This window comes from Pedobacter jeongneungensis (assembly GCF_039538295.1).
Classification (GTDB): Bacteria; Bacteroidota; Bacteroidia; order Sphingobacteriales; family Sphingobacteriaceae; genus Pedobacter; species Pedobacter jeongneungensis.
This window is the reverse complement of sequence record NZ_BAABBY010000004.1, coordinates 307,828-323,499: the sequence shown is the minus strand read 5'-3', so window position 1 is coordinate 323,499 and position 15,672 is coordinate 307,828. Positions and strand designations below refer to the sequence as shown.

Annotated in this window: 7 protein-coding genes; all 7 read left to right on the top strand. The window is 41.2% G+C overall.

The window, feature by feature from the left end:
- The first annotated feature begins 13 nt into the window (after positions 1 to 13).
- The 7 genes from ABD769_RS09535 (at position 14) to ABD769_RS09505 (ending at position 15,670) form a co-directional block, all read left to right on the top strand.
- Complete coding sequence (locus ABD769_RS09535; protein ID WP_344851201.1) at positions 14 to 1,141, top strand: glycoside hydrolase family 88/105 protein; 1,128 nt, start codon at positions 14 to 16, stop codon at positions 1,139 to 1,141.
- 5 nt (positions 1,142 to 1,146) lie between these two features.
- Positions 1,147 to 3,648: a glycosyl hydrolase 115 family protein gene (locus ABD769_RS09530; protein WP_344851200.1), complete on the top strand. Its 2,502-nt coding sequence runs from the start codon at positions 1,147 to 1,149 to the stop codon at positions 3,646 to 3,648.
- Positions 3,649 to 3,650: 2 nt separating this feature from the next.
- Complete coding sequence (locus ABD769_RS09525; RefSeq protein ID WP_344851199.1) at positions 3,651 to 6,104, top strand: glycoside hydrolase family 31 protein; 2,454 nt, start codon at positions 3,651 to 3,653, stop codon at positions 6,102 to 6,104.
- A 614-nt stretch (positions 6,105 to 6,718) separates the two neighbouring features.
- Positions 6,719 to 7,027: an L-rhamnose mutarotase gene (gene rhaM / locus ABD769_RS09520; protein ID WP_344851198.1), complete on the top strand. Its 309-nt coding sequence runs from the start codon at positions 6,719 to 6,721 to the stop codon at positions 7,025 to 7,027.
- Positions 7,028 to 7,031: 4 nt separating this feature from the next.
- Complete coding sequence (locus ABD769_RS09515) at positions 7,032 to 9,803, top strand: glycosyl hydrolase (RefSeq protein WP_344851197.1); 2,772 nt, start codon at positions 7,032 to 7,034, stop codon at positions 9,801 to 9,803.
- A gap of 386 nt (positions 9,804 to 10,189) precedes the next feature.
- Positions 10,190 to 12,412, top strand: a complete 2,223-nt coding sequence (locus tag ABD769_RS09510) for a fasciclin domain-containing protein (RefSeq protein WP_344851196.1) — start codon at positions 10,190 to 10,192, stop codon at positions 12,410 to 12,412.
- A 6-nt stretch (positions 12,413 to 12,418) separates the two neighbouring features.
- On the top strand, positions 12,419 to 15,670 hold the full coding sequence (locus ABD769_RS09505) for a SusC/RagA family TonB-linked outer membrane protein (protein ID WP_344851195.1): 3,252 nt from the start codon (positions 12,419 to 12,421) through the stop codon (positions 15,668 to 15,670).
- Positions 15,671 to 15,672 lie beyond the last annotated feature (2 nt).

The following is a 15,672-nucleotide window of genomic DNA, read 5'->3' as shown; positions in this document are numbered from 1 at the left end:
AAGCGAAACCACCATGAAGAAATTTATATTCAGCTCCGCTATACTATTCAGCATATCTGTCCAGTTACTTTTGGCACAGAAAATCCCAAATAAAAGGGAAGTTCTAAAAGTATTAAAATCTACAAATGCTTATTTCATGAATAAGTGGCCTGATGCCGGGAAATCGATCATAACCAACCGGGAAAGGCCAAGCAACATCTGGACAAGGGCCGTTTATTACGAAGGATTAATGAATCTTTATCAAATCCATCCTGAAAAAGCATATTACGATTATGCCGTTCAATGGGGGCAAAAACATAACTGGGGTTTAAGAAATGGTATTAGCACCAAAAATGCTGATGATCAGGCCTGTGGACAAACCTATATCGATCTTTACCGGATTGATCAACAGCCCGAACGCATTAAAGATATTAAAGCCTCGATCGATCTGGTGATTAAATCGGGTAAGGTAAACGATTGGACCTGGATCGATGCGATACAAATGGGGATGCCTGTTTTCGCCAAATTGGGCAAATTATATAAGGATACAACCTATTACAATTACATGTACAAAATGTACCTGCACTCCAAAAATACTGAAGGTGGTGGTTTGTACAATGCCAAAGATGGTCTTTGGTGGCGCGATAAGGATTTTGTGCCGCCTTACAAAGAACCTAACGGCGAGGATTGTTATTGGGCCAGAGGGAATGGATGGGTTGTGGCTGCACTGGTACGTGTGTTAGAAATTATCCCCGAAAATGAGCCACATCGCAACGAATATTTAAAAACCTATCATGAAATGATCAAAGCTTTGGTGCCGATCCAGCGTACTGATGGTTTTTGGAATGTAAGTTTACACGATGCCACGCATTTTGGTGGTAAAGAAACTTCGGGTACTGCCTTGTTTGTATATGGTATGGCCTGGGGGGTAAACCAGGGTATTTTAGATAAGGCAACTTATTTGCCTATCATTACCAAAGCCTGGAATGCCATGACCAAAGATGCCGTTCAGAAAAACGGATCCATCGGTTTTATGCAGGGAACAGGTAAAGAGCCAAAAGATGGGCAACCGGTAACCTATACCAGTGTACCTGATTTTGAAGATTATGGTTTGGGCTGTTTTTTATTGGCCGGAACTGAAGTTTATAAACTTAAAAAGTAATAAAAATGAATGTCAGAAAGCTGGCTGCTTTATCGGTATTAATGTGGTTGTTCTTGCTGCCTAAACAAAGTATGGCACAAAGGGCAGGCATTGCTGTTTCTGAAATTAGCAGTGTTTCATCGTTCCCGATTGTTGACGGAGGAAAAGCATCATCCATTTATATCGATGCAAAGGATGCCGAAGTGGTAGGAATTGCGGCCACTGCTTTTAAAGATGACATTCAATTATTAACTGGCCTTACTTCGCCGGTTTTTAAAAATAATACAACTTTAAGTGCCTATCCGATCATTATCGGTACAATAGGTCAATCATTTTATATCGATCAACTGGCTAAAGCCGGGAAAATCGACCGTACTACTTTATCCGGTAAATGGGAAACTTTTTCTGTTTCAGTAATCGAAAATCCTGTAAAAGGCGTAAAAAGAGCATTGGTGATAGCCGGAAGTGACAGGAGAGGAACAGCCTATGGTGTATTTCAATTGTCAAGGATGCTTGGGGTATCTCCGCTTTGTTGGTGGGCTGATGTGAAACCTGCAACAAAAAAATCGTTATACATTAAAGCTGGTCAGCCTTTGGTGGAATCTCCATCGGTTAAATACCGCGGTGTTTTTATCAATGATGAAGATTGGGGCATCCAACCCTGGGCTGCTAAAATGATGGATACCGATGTGAAAGATATTGGTCCGAAAACCTATACCAAAATATTCGAATTGTTGCTGCGGTTAAAAGCCAATTACATCTGGCCAGGTATGCATCCTTCAACCAAAGCGTTTTATTATTATGCCAACAATCCGGTCATGGCCGATAAATATGCCATTGTTTTAGGTTCCAGTCACTGCGAACCGATGTTGCGGAATAATGTTTTCGAATGGGCAGAGAATTTTGAGCACGAATACGGTAAAAAACCTGGCGAATGGCGTTACGATCTGAATAAAAATGAAATGGCCAATTACTGGACCGACCGTGTAAAACAAGCTAAAAATTACGAATCGGTTTATACCGTTGGGATGCGTGGTATTCACGACGGCAGTATGCCCGGACCGAAAGATAAAAATGCAAAAGTAAAGTTGCTGGGTGAAATCATAACTGATCAAAGAACAATTTTAAGCAAGAATATTACTAAACCTGTAAGCACTATCCCACAGATTTTTTGCCCTTATAAAGAGGTTTTATCTTTATATCAGGCAGGATTGGAACTTCCTGATGATGTAACCATTGTCTGGGCGGATGATAATCATGGTTATATCCGCCAGCTTTCGAACCCTGAAGAACAAAAACGATCGGGCGGAAGTGGGGTGTATTACCATATTTCGTACTGGGGTGCCCCGCAAGACTACCTGTGGCTTTCTTCTATTTCTCCATCTTTAATTTCTTATGAGTTAACCAAAGCCTACCAGTACAAAGCCGATCGACTTTGGGTCATAAATGTGGGCGATATTAAACCTGCTGAGATGGAAACACAGTTTGCGATGGACCTGGCTTGGAATGTAAAGCAATGGAAACTCGAAAATGCAGATCGATATGCCGAAAGCTGGGCTGCTGAAACCTTTGGCGCTGAGTTTGCAAAACCCATTGCCGAGATAAAAGCCGTTTATTACCGTTTGGCACATGCTGCTAAACCAGAGCATATGGCCAGTGTTACTTTCACTGATGAGCAGGCCGAAGAAAGATTGGCCGCTTATGAAAAGATTTACAATCAGGCTAAAAGTTTAAATGACCAGATCCCTGCACGGTTAAAAGATGCTTATTTTGAATTGATTTTGTATCCTGTTGAAGGTGCCCTGCTGATGAACCAAAAGATTTTATACGCTAAAAAAAGTTTGGCCTTAGCGGCAAACGGAGATCAGTCCGCTTTGACTTATTCGAAAAAATCGAAAGCTGCTTTTGAACAGATCCAGTTGATCACCAAAAAATACAATGAAGAAATTGCAGGTGGCAAGTGGAACGGCATGATGAGCTGGAAACCTCGCGATTTAGCGGTTTTTAAAATGCCAAAAGTGGCCGATTCTATTGCTGCGAAACCATCAGGTGCAGTAGCGAAAACTGAAAATAAAATTATTCTTCAGGCCGCTAAATATACCGAGAAATCTGTTCCAAAAGGAGTAACATTACAAACTTTAAAAGGATTGGGTTTAGGTGGCGATGGTATTTCGGTTTATCCTTTTACTTTTAAACCAATTGATGAAAAAGAGATTAAAAATGCTGCCTATGCCATTTACAATGTCGATTTTAAAACACAGGGTGAGCACCAGATCGAAGTGAAATGCCTGCCTACCCAAGGGGTTAATAATGGTATTAAAGTGCGTTATGCCATATCGGTAAATAACGATCAGCCGCAGGTCATTAATATTTCTCCGGCTTCAGAAAATAACATCTGGAAACAGAATGTATTACAAGGTTACGCTTCAGGTTTAACCAAACACGAGATTAATAAAACAGGTAAATCGACGGTAAAAATTTATATGCTCGATCCGGGCTTAGTAATTAACCAGTTGGAAATACAATAAATATGATGAAGAAACTTTTAGCTTTTGCGCTAACCTTAATTTTTATATTTTCTATTGCCAGGGCACAAAGCATTGGCGATTATAAATATGGTTTTAAGAAAACGGGAAATACCATTTTATTTTCAACCACAAGGGGAGAAGTGAAATTCGAATTCTGTACACCGGAAATATTCAGGATCAGAAGCAGCTGGAGCGGTAAATTCGAAGCCAACGAAAACCTGATGGTAATCAATTACAACTGGCCCAATGTTGCGGTTAAAGTTTCGGATAAAAAAGATCATTTCTTGCTTACCACAGCAAAATTGGTGGTTAAATTATACAAGGCCCCTTTCAGGATTGATGTTTTTGATGCCAAAGGTAAATTACTGAGTAGCGAAGTAAAGGGAGCGGTAAGTAAAGAAAATACGCAGGTTGGGGTAAGCAAAAAACTGCAGGCCGATGAACATTTTTTTGGTTTTGGCGAACGCATGGATTTTATGGATCGCCGTTTTAAAAAACTAACCTTAAATGTAGGCCGTGGTAAAGGTTTGCCGCATGCTATTGGTGCTTACAATATATTAGAGGCCAATTATTGTCCGGTTCCGTTTTTTATGAGCACAAAAGGCTACGGTATCTTCTTCCATAATTCCTTTGCCACCGAATGGGATATGGGCGCTACGAAAAAAGATCAGTACAGTTTTAAAGCTGCTGATGGAGAATTGGATTATTATTTCATGTATGGGCCAACTTTTCCGGCCATTTTAGATCACTATACCAGTATTACCGGCAAATCGCCGATGTTGCCACAGTTCGCTTTAGGTTTACACGCTGGTACGTATAGCGGAGGTACATGGGGGCATGAGGCACAATCGTCTGATCATTATGTGGTTGAGCTGGCAAGAAAATACAGGTCATTGGGTATTCCGGTTGATCTGCTTTGGTTAGATTCTACCTGGCGCTTGTTTGGCGAAAATGGCGGTAAAGGTGCCACTTCTTTCGAATGGAGAGAAACCTTTAAAGATCCAAAATCGATGTTCGATAGCATTTACGCTATGAATTATAAAATGGTGGGCTTACATCTTCGTCCGCGGTTTGATAATGCTAAAACATTAAACCTATTAGATCAGGCGAGGGAAAAAGGTTATACCTACCCTGAAAATGGTAAACCCGGCGAATTTGTAAACTTTTTCGATGAAAAGGCAACACAATGGTGGTGGGATAACGGCGTAATGCGGGTAGCAAAATTGGGGGCAAAATTTCTCAAAACAGACGAAGGCAGTGCATTTGGATCACTGGCCAACGAAAGTGAGAAAGTAGGGCCAACCGGAAAAGATGCCGAACGTTTACATAATCTTTTCCCTATCGCTTATGCTAAAGCGCCGTTTTTGGAGTTTGAACGATTTAATGGTTTTAGGGGATTGAACCAAACCCGTGAAGGTTATTCAGGCATACAACGTTATCCTTATATTTTCGCAGGCGATTGGCCTAGCGAATGGCAATATTTCGCTCCGGTAATTAAAGCGGGTTTAAATGTTGGTCTTTCAGGCGTAGGTTCGTGGGCGCATTGTATGGGCGGTTTCGAGCATCAGGCTGATCCCGAGCTGTATATCCGTTGGGTGCAGTTTGGGATGTTCAGTCCGATTGCATTGGTTTTCGGGATGGATCACCCTGGTTATAAAGAGCCCTGGAAATATGGTGAAGATGCTTTGCGTAATTTTAAAAAATATGATTTGTTGCGTTACCGTTTATTTCCTTACCTATACACGAGCATGCACCAACAATATGAAGCGGGTTTGCCGATGATGAGGGCTTTGGTATTAAACCATCAGGATGACGAAAATGTGTACGAAATTGGCGATCAGTATATGTTTGGCGATCATTTAATGGTCGCCCCGGTAACCACTAAAGGGGCCATTACGCGTTCGGTTTATCTGCCAGAAGGCACCTGGTTTAATTACTGGACAAACCAAAAATACGAAGGCAAAAGTTATCACCATGTGGTGGCGCCTTTAGATACGATTCCGCTTTTTGTTAAAGCGGGTAGCATTATTCCGATGCAGCCAGAAATGACCTACAGTGGCGAAAAACCCGTTGATGTGATTACCCTGGATGTTTTCCCTTATGGCGAATCTAAATATGACCTTTATGAAGATGATAATTTAAGCGCGGCATATAAGACAGGAAATTATGCTTTAACCAAAATCACCTCTTTGTTAGGTGCTTCAAATTTTACGCTGAAAGTGGCAAAGCCGATTGGAAATTTTAAAACGGATAAGCATAAATATTCGGCAAAGGTACACTGGAATAGCAAAATTGTGCCTTCGATAGTTTCCGAAAATGGTATAAAATTAAAAGTTTTAAAAACACCAGATAGATTGGATAAAACAGAGGGATGGTTTTATGATACCAGGAATAAAATACTATGGATTAAATCGGCCGGAGATAACAGTACTGATTTGAGCTTTGTCGTGAATTAATGGGGGAGTTCCTCGGTCTGTGTCCTCACAGACCGAAACGGAACAATAAATTTAACTAATGGTTCGTGGGGACACGAACCACAGCGGATGAGATATCAAAATCTGGCGTCATTGCGACGAGGTACGACGAAGCAATCTTTTTGTTAATGTTAAGATTGCCTCAGCCGATGAAAAATCGGCTTTGCAATGACGATCTCTGGTTCCTCGGTCTGTGTCCTCACAGATCGAAACTGAGCGATTTTTTTTGGCAGAGAATAATAATTGGTGGTTCGTGGGGACACGAACCACGACGGATGAGGCTTACTTCTTGGGTATAAAATAGTATTAATGGTTCGAGGGTATCCGAACCTTGGAAGAAACTAAAGGCTGATGAAGGACTCAGTTTGAGTGCCAATGGGTTAGAGATTCTTCGTGCCTCAGAATGACAGATAGTGGTTTGTACGGACATGAAACACGTCAATAAGCTTTGTCATTCTGAACGCAGTGAAGAATCTCAGGGTCAATTCCCTCGGTCTGTGTCCCCACAGACCGAAACTAAAAGATTAATTGTCAGGTGGTTCGTGGGGACACGAACCACGGAAGAAATAAAATCCTTAAATAATAAAATGGATCACATGAAAATTGCATTTAAGATGAAACTTAAACCCGGTTTTGAAACAGAATATAAAAGGCGCCACAATGAGATCTGGCCAGAGCTATCAACTTTGTTAAAAGAAAACGGGATCAGCGATTATTCTATTTTTTTAGATGAAGAAACCAATACCCTTTTCGCTGTGCAACAACAAAACGGCAGCTCTTCGCAAGATTTAGGCAGCACGCGGATTGTGCAGAAATGGTGGGCATACATGGCCGATATTATGGAGACCAATGCCGATAATTCTCCAAAAACATTCCCTTTAGAAATGGTATTCCATTTAGATTAACAATATGCAATTACATCGATTCTGTTCTGTTCTGCTGTTTAGTACGCTAACTTTTGGTCTGGCCAAAGCACAAAAGCCTGTAAAAAGTACCGGTAGCTGGCCGGTTATCGAAAAGCAGATGAAACCCTGGACCCGCTGGTGGTGGATGGGGAATGCTGTAGATGAACAGAATTTAGACCTTGTGTTAAAGAAATATGCCGATGCTGGCCTCGGTGGTGTAGAAATTACACCAATTTATGGAGCCAAAGGATTTGAAAAACAATACCTCCAGTTTTTGTCTCCAGAGTGGATGAATATATTACACCATACGGTAAATAAAGCCAATACTTTAGGCCTGGGGGTTGATATGAACACAGGCACGGGCTGGCCGTTCGGTGGTCCGCAGATTAAACCCGAAAATGCTGCAACAAAACTAATTACCCAGCAATACACGCTCAAAGCCGGCGAAAAGTTGACGGAAGCGATTAAGGTTAAAGAAGCCAAACAAGATTTCGCGCAGTTACAGGCTTTAACCGCTTACGGTAACAATGGTGAGGTACTCAATTTGCTTTCTAAAGTTCAGGCTGATGGATTTTTAAATTGGTCGCCAAGTAGTGGAGACTGGGATATTTATGCCACATTTTCCGGTAAAACGAGGCAAATGGTCAAACGTGCTGCACCTGGAGGCGAAGGTTTTACTTTAGATCACCTCGATAAAAATGCAGTTGATGTTTACCTGAAAAGATTTTCGGATGCTTTTGGTGGCAAACCACAAGGTATTCGCTCATTTTTTAATGACAGTTATGAAGTTTACGGCGCAACCTGGACGCCCACCTTCTTTCAGGAATTTAAGAAAAACAGGGGTTATGATCTGGCCAGTCATATTAAAGAATTAACCGGTAAAGATTCTACAAATGCAAATATTGCCCGTTTAAAATCTGATTACCGCGAAACCATGGATGAACTTTTACTGCATAATTTTACGCAAAACTGGACCGGTTGGGCACATCGGCTTAAATCGGCTACCAAAAACCAGTCGCATGGTTCGCCCGGTAATCTGCTCGATCTTTACGGTGCGGTAGATATCCCCGAAACCGAAACTTTTGGTTCAAGTTATTTTCCTATCCCAGGGCTTAGGCGTGATGCAGCAGATATCCGCAATGTAGATCCAGACCCGATGATGTGTAAGTTTGCCTCATCTGCAGCACATACCGGTGGTAAAAAACTGGCTTCTTCTGAAACCTTTACCTGGTTAACAGAACATTTTAAAACTTCATTTTCGCAATGTAAACCGGAAGCAGAACAATTGTTTCTGGCAGGCATCAACCATATCTTTTATCACGGTACTACCAATTCGCCCACAAATGCACCCTGGCCGGGATGGCTGTTTTACGCCTCCGTAGAAATGAACCCGAACAACAGTTTATGGCCACATGCACAGGGTTTAAACAATTATATCACTCGTTGCCAGTCTATTCTTCAATCAGGAAAGCCAGATAACGAACTTTTAATCTACTGGCCCATATATGATGTATGGAACAAAGCCAAAGGTTTGGATATGGCCTTAAAAGTACATGATGTTGATGAGTGGTTACACCCAACAGCCTTTTATAAATTGTCGAAAGAACTTTCTAAGTCAGGTTATTCTTTTGATTTTGCATCTGATCGGTTATTAAAGCAATCAACGGTGAACAAAACATTGATCAGTACTAACGCGGCAGCTGCGCCATATCAGGTGTTAATTGTTCCGCAGTGCGAAATGATCAGTCCGGAAACTTTAGATCAGATGATCAAACTGGCCAGCAACGGCGCAAAAGTTATTTTTCAGGCATTGCCTAAAGATGTTCCGGGTTTAAATAACCTGGAAGCAAGGAGAACGCAGCTCAAAGCCAGCCTGGCGAAATTAATTTTTACGGATGGCGCAGATGGTATTAAACAGTTTAAAGTTGGTGCAGGAGTAATTTTACTAGCCAGCGATATACAAAAAGCATTAAGTTCGATAGCCATTAACAGAGAAACTTTAACCGATACCGGCCTTCAGTTTATCAGGAGAAAAACAACAACCGGCAAATACTATTATCTGGTTAACCACACCGCTAAAGATATCGATACCGAACTTTCCTTAAATGAAGAAGGCAAGGTTTTAATTATGGACCCGCAAAGCTCGAATGTGGGTGTAGCGGCAATACGCGATAAAAAGGTTCACGTACAACTTAAATCGGGGGAGAGTTTGTTTTTAAAAGTGGAGCATAATGGAACAATCAATACGCCGTGGGTTTATTTAAATAAAGCTGCGGGTGTTATAAACCTTAACCAAGCCTGGAATTTACATTTTACAGAAGGTGGACCCGAGCTTCCTGCAGATCAGCAGTTAGCTAAACTGGTTAGCTGGACAACTTTGAGTGATCCTAAACTACAGGCCTTTTCGGGTACTGGTGTTTATACTTCAGGTTTTAACTTAAGCTCAAAAACCGCTAAAGAATATGTTTTGAACCTGAACCAGGTTGATGAAAGTGCCAGGGTGTGGATCAATGGACAGGAAGTAGGTATTTTATGGAGCATTCCTTTTCAGGCCCGTGTGGGTAAATATTTAAAAGCAGGTCATAATACCATTAAAATTGAAGTGGTTAATTTGATGGCGAACCGCATCCGTGATATGGACATCAAAAAAATACAATGGCGGAATTACCACGAAATTAATTTCGTCAATATTAATTATAAGGATTTTGATGCTTCAAGCTGGAATGTAATGTCTTCAGGATTAATCGGTCCGGTTACCATTATGCCTTATCAATAAATTTTCGCTAACATAAATGTATAGCACAAATCACATCTGTTTTTTAAAATGTGTATGAGTAATCAGTCGAAAAAGATTTAACAAATAAATTTTAACCATCGTTAATCGATTTAGTATGCGTTGGGCTTCTGTTTTGCATTCATGATAATATTTTATAAGAAAAAGACAGGATAGTACAGGATGGGAATTTTATACCTCCTGTTTATATTTAAGAAATAATTCACTAACCAAATAACTAATAAACCAACACCTACAACGTTTCGTTAAACTAACGCTATGCAATAAAAAATCTACGTTTTCCTCCATTCTTTTCTAACCAATCCCGCTACTGATTTCTATTGTTATCGCAGTTTAGCTAATGGGCGTTCGCACCCAATAGAATTGCTATGAGTAAAATTTTACCCAAATTTTTAATCGTTTTTTTAACAGTTATTTTTTTCCTGAGCAGTTGCCGGAAAAAAGAATTCGATGATTTTTATGGTCGCCCGGAGAATTTGGGAGATCCAATTTACCAGCAACTTCAGGCAAAAGGGAACTTTGCCAAATTTCTGGATTGTATTGATAAAGCCGGTTACAAAGAAACCCTGAGTACGGCAGGCTCGTGGACGGTTTTTGCACCCACCGACGAAGCATTTGTCACTTATCTGAAAGACAATAATTTAACTGAAGTTTCGGTAGATCTTGCTTCCAGAATTGTTCGTTACGCCATGATTTATGATGGGGAAAAGGTGGAGCGTTTGAGCGATTTTTTCTCTGTTAAGGGATTTATCAAAAACAGCGCCTTTAGAAGAAGAAGCGTGTACTACGATTTCGTTTATGACGGAAAAGACAATAATGGAAATGCAATTAAGGTTATTGCAGCAAACCGTAATGGTTCTTATCTGGCAACCGATTTTAACAATAAGAATATTACCTATTTTTTATCGCCTTACATGACATTCAATGGTCTGTCGGCTGCCGATTATAATTTCTTCTATCCAAACACTGCTTACAATGGCAACAATATAGGTGCAGCAAGATTAATTGACGGACAACAGAATATTGTAGCCGAAAATGGTGTAATCCATGTAATCGACAAGGTATTAACCCCGCCTCAAAGTATTGATCAGTATATTAACGAAAAGCCCGATTACAGTGTTTTTAAAGGCTTACTGGATAAGTTTGTTACCTATTCTTTAAACGCCGATATCTCTCACCGTTACGAGGTGCTGAGTGGTAAAGCGGCCAATGTTTATGCCAAAACCTACAGTACTTTACTGGCTTTCTCGCCAAACAACGAAAATTATTTAAAAGTAGATGCAAATGATGCGCAACAGGGTTCGTACAGCATTTTTGCCCCTACCAATGCTGCAGTAAATACTTATGCCCAAAATGTATTGCTTAAATATTGGAAGAAAAAAGGCGTAAACAACCTGAACGACCTTTATGTAGTGGCACCCGATGTAATTAAGGATTTTGTGAATTCACATTTGTTTACCACTACCGTTTGGCCAAGCAAATTTGCCACTACACCCAATGCCCTAAACGATTTTACAACCCGTGTAGTAGCCGATGTGGTAGATAAACAGGCTCTGAGCAATGGCTTTTTATATGGTATAAATAAGGCCCAGAACGCGAATGTATTCTCTACAGTTTATGGCAACGTAAACCTTGATCCCGATTACAGTGTGATGAAACAGGCTTTAATTTATTTCGGGCTGATACCTGCCTTAAAAACACCAACATTGCGTTATGTGGTGGTGATGATTCCTGACGTAACGCTTAGGAGAATGGGTTTTAATTATGATCCGTTTTATGCATCAGCCCCGATTAGAGGCGATTTAGTCGCACTGAAACGCATTTTGCAAACCCACATTATTGCTTTGGGCGATAGGGATATCCCCAACTTTAGCACCGGATCCGGAATTTTAGAAGCCTCGAACGGCGAATATATTAAATATGCTGCCGGGAAACTGATTTCGGCAGGTACACAGGATAGTGTTGCCGTTGCCAAACAAAGTATCCCTGTCGATTCTATCAGCACCTCACCGGTTAATGGTGCAGCCGTTTACGGAAAAGAAGCACTTACCTATACCGTGCTGAACATTGGCAAACACATCGAAAAATATGGTACACTCACTACCGATCCATATTATTACTTTTTTCAGTTGTTAAACAATAACATCATTTATACTAAAGCCACTGGTGTAATACAGGGAACCGTTGAGGGCGTAAACTATACCGTTTTTATCCCTACCAATGCGGCCATCATGCAGGCTGTAAAAGATGGCATTTTACCTGGTAACGTAACCACAGGCATTCCAGCTACTGCTCCAACCGATGGTTCGGATGTAACCAGGGTGAGTAAATTCCTCCTCTACCACATAATCAATAAAAACACCATTGCAAGCGATGGGCAAAAAACCGGGCAGTTTGAAACCCTAATGAAAAACGATGGCGGTGATGCCGCCAAGATAAGCGTTGCCATTAATACCACCTCTTCTTTAACGCTTAGAGATGTGGTCGGCAGAACAGCTAACGTGCTTTTAAACCCGGCAGACAGGAGCAATGTATTATCAAACCGTACAGTAATTCATCAGATCAATAATTACTTAAAATATCAATTCTAAACCGATATGACTAAAAAATATACTTTACGTTTATTTGCCTTGCTGTGCCTTTTATTTGCGTCTGCTATTGCTGGTGCACAGCAAATTAACTACGTGCGGGGTAAGATTATTGATAAAAAAGATAAACAGCCCATTATCGGTGCTTCGGTAGTAATTGTTGATAAAGACCGCAGGGTAATCAAAGGGGTATCATCTGATATTGATGGTAACTATACCTTGCCTGTTGCCGATAAAACCTACCGGATTTCAGTTTCTTACATTGGCTATAAATCAACTGCGCCTGTTGCAATTGATAAGGCCACCATTAACTTTCAATTAGAAGCTTCAGATAACCAGATGGATGAGGTTCAGATTGTTTCGAAAGCAAGGGCTGATAATGGCAGCGGGATGAATATCGATAAGCGGGATCAAACTTCTGCTATAGGAACCATCAATGCCAAAGAACTGGAAGATATGCAGGCCGCCTCTATCGATCAGGCTTTGCAGGGCCGGTTGGCAGGTTTGGATATTGCAGCGAGCAGTGGCGATCCCGGTGCCCCGATGCAGATCCGGATCCGTGGTACCTCTTCCATTAATGGTGCGGTAGATCCCTTGATCGTAGTGGATGGTATGCCTTACGATATTTCCATTCCATCTGATTTTAACTTTGCAACTTCTGATGAAACCAATTACGGACAGTTATTAAATATTGCTCCTTCAGATATTAAAGACATCAGTGTGTTAAAAGATGCTGCGGCTACGGCTATTTGGGGTTCGAGGGCAGCAAATGGTGTTTTGGTGATCAATACCAAAAGGGGAACAATGGGGCCGCCTACTATTTCTTATAACTTTAAAGGCTCTTATTCAAAACAGCCAAGTCCTATACCAATGCTTAACGGTAACCAATATTCATCGTTGGTTTTAGAAGAGTTTTACAATGCCGGCCGACAGTTTTCTACTTCAGAGTTTGCCAAAGAATTTCAGTACGACCCGAACGATCCATACAATTATTTTAATTACAGCAACAATACCGATTGGTTAAAAGCCATTACCAGGATCGGCTACCTTCAGGATCATAACCTCTCCATTTCGGGTGGGGGCGAAAAGGCCAAATACAGGGCATCGCTAAATTATTTTAACCAGGAGGGTACTACCCGTGGTACAAGTTTAGGCCGTTTAAGCGCCCGTGTAAATTTAGATTACCAGGTATCCAATAAAATCAGGTTTAGTGCCGATATTGTGTACACGCACATCGATAACGAAAATCTGTACAGCACAAAGGTTAGGGATATTGCCTATCAAAAAATGCCAAATCAATCGGTTTACGAGTATGATGAATACGGTAATTTAACCTCCAATTATTTCAGTCCGCTGGCTACCGCTCAGGGCAATTATCCGGGCACTTACAATCCCCTAGCTATGGCAAATGCAGCCAGTAACCACCAGCTTGGCGAAAGGGTAATTCCGAAATTCTCCTTACAGTACCAGATTGTTCCCGAGCGTTTAAGGTTAAATGCAAATTTTCAGGTCGACATTAACAATTCTAAAACCAAAACCTTTTTGCCACAAATTGCAACAGGTAAACTATTTACCGATGCCGTTGTAAATTCGACGGGCGATGTGGATGGCGACGGGTTTACCATGGCTTCTAACATTACCCTGGCTTACACGCCCGAACTTGGCAAAAAACACGATCTGATCGCTTTTGCAAGGTTCGATAGTAACGATAGCCGTAGAACAGGGCAGGGCATGTTTGCCACCAACACGGCATCATCTTACCTCGCCGATCCATCTATTGACGGACGTACAAATGCCACCGGATCAGCCTATTCATCTTATGCACAAAGCCGCTCTGTTGGTTTGCTATTGAGTGCGCAGTACAAATTTTTAGACCGCTATATTTTTAATGCCGGTATAAGGGGCGATGGTAACTCTAAGTTTGGCCCGAATAACCGTTATGGCGTATTTCCTTCAGCATCACTTCGCTGGAGGATTTCAGGGGAGCCGTTTATGAAAAGAACTGAAAAATACATTGATGATTTCAGTTTCAGGGCCAGTTACGGTATTGTAGGTAATGCACCCCGTGGTGATTATACTTATTTAAATACCTATCAGAATTATGGTTTCAGTTACCTGGGCATGTCTGGCGTATATTCCAGCAATCTCGAATTATCAGATTTAAGATGGGAAAAAGTAGCCCAGTCTAACCTTGGGCTTACGCTAAACATGTTTAAAAATGCCATCAATATGGATTTCGACATCTACCGCAAGCGCACAACCGATTTATTTTACCCCGGTATTGCCATCCCAACCTATAATGGTTATTCGGGGGTAGACCTGAATGTGGGTACGATGGATAACCAGGGCTGGGAATTTAACCTGAATGCCACACTGATCAGAAAGAAAAATTTTAGATGGGACTTTAGCTTCAATATCTCGCACAATGAGAATATCATCCGCGAAATCGACCCGCTTTATCCCCGCGAAAACAAAGGAAAAATCACCACAAACAATGTGTTTAAGGTTTATATTCAGGAAAACAACCCGTTTGGCTCTTTTTACGGATTTAAGTTCAAAGGTGTTTACAAGGATCTGAACTCAACGATTGCAGTGGATGAAAGCGGAAACCAGATCGTTGGTCCCAATGGGCAAAAAGTGTATATGCGTTTTGCATATCCGTCTATCGATTACGTATTCCAGCCTGGTGATGCCATGTACGAAGATATTAACCACGACGGAAATATCGACTATAAGGATATTGTGTATTTGGGTAACAGTAATCCCAACTTAACCGGAGGCTTTGGCACCGGAATTACCATCAACGGCAACATCCGCTTTGGTGCCAACTTTAGTTACCGCACCGGTTATCAGATCATCAACGGAACCAAAATCACCACCACCAATATGAATGGTTTTAGTAACCAAAGTACAGCCGTGTTAAGACGCTGGAGGGCTGAGGGCGATGTAACTGATATGCCCAGGGCTGTATATGCTACCGGATATAACTTTTTAGGATCAGACCGGTACGTAGAAGATGGTTCTTACCTGCGTTTGCGTAGTGTAACCCTGAAATACGATTTCAGTAAAAACTTTATGAAAAGACTGGGGATGAAAAGTTTAAGTGCCAATTTAATGGTAGAGAACATTTTAACCTTTACCAGATACACAGGTCAGGATCCGGAAGTCCCGGTAAAACTAACAGCATTTTCTACCGTGGTTGATAATTCTACCACGCCTCCGATCAAAACAATCACCCTTGGTTTAACCGCAAATTTTTAATC